Annotated in this window: 1 protein-coding gene; it reads left to right on the top strand. The window is 55.0% G+C overall.

Features of this window, described 5'->3' with window-relative positions:
• Window positions 1-134 precede the first annotated feature (134 nt).
• Window positions 135-845, top strand: coding sequence for a hypothetical protein (locus tag A1351_RS08005; RefSeq protein WP_157096197.1), 711 nt, complete (start codon window positions 135-137; stop codon window positions 843-845).
• Window positions 846-1,010 lie beyond the last annotated feature (165 nt).

Raw genomic sequence — 1,010 nt, 5'->3', positions numbered from 1 at the left:
CAGGCGATTGGCGTGGGGGTGGGGTGATGGCCGCGATGCGCCAGGAGCGGAGTTTCGCGCGACAGCGGTCGCAGGCTGTTCGTCCTAGGGCTTTAGCGATATTGTGCTTTGAATTGTAGACGAGAGGGTCCACCGTGAAAGCTGGATTAGAAGCTAGGCGGTTTCGAGTCGAGGCAAACGTCGAGCCGCATCGGATCGGCAGTTGGGGATCATCGGACGTCAAAATCTTCGACAGAGATACACAGATCGGCGAATATTCACGGAACCATCCCGGTTATGCCTTGACCACTTTTGAACCCTTCGAGATTGATGGAGCGTGGTATGCTCTCTACTCCAGAGACTATAACTCGACCCGAGTAATGAGTTTACCTGATTGCCTGGATTTAGGCGGAGAGGAGCCTGCGCCGAATGGTTTCTGCCCTGTTGAATTCTTTGTGCCGCGCTACAAGAAGGTCATGATAACGAATCATGCACTCGGCCACGAAAGTGAGTATTGGTGGTTTGAGGGAAAAGCAGAAAAACATTCTGGCGAAGAAACGACCGAGTATGGCAGCAAATTTTCCTTTGGTCCTTGGATGTCTCTTACAACCGGCTTTATTGCGGGGTGCATATGGGGTGATGATTCCTCCTTGAAGCTGGAGGTGGTCGATCTATCGAGAGCCGCAGAAGGGATTATCTACCGCTCGGCTCGGTTTGGCCATATCGAGCTCCCCGAGGGTATGTCTCTCGCCGAGAGCATTTATCTCGATCGGCACAAGCCATACTGGGATCTGAGAGCAACGATAATCCGGCAGGAGCGTCGCAATGTCGCAACCGGAGCGCTTATCGACCCCTACGATGAATGATCCGCCGGACGGGTCGGGCTGCCGCGGCCGCAGGAAAAAATCGAGCGTCTTTCGATCGCCGGCGGTCCTTCTTCGACTGGATGCCGTGTCGGCGACAGGTGACACCACTGTCGAGTCTACGCGATCATCGCGCCAGAACCGGCCATTCGCCACGGATGTCCGAAG

The organism is Methylosinus sp. R-45379, assembly GCF_001644125.1.
GTDB lineage: Bacteria > Pseudomonadota > Alphaproteobacteria > Rhizobiales > Beijerinckiaceae > Methylosinus.
Note: the sequence above shows the minus strand (reverse complement) of the source record. Positions and strands in the feature narration are given on the sequence as shown.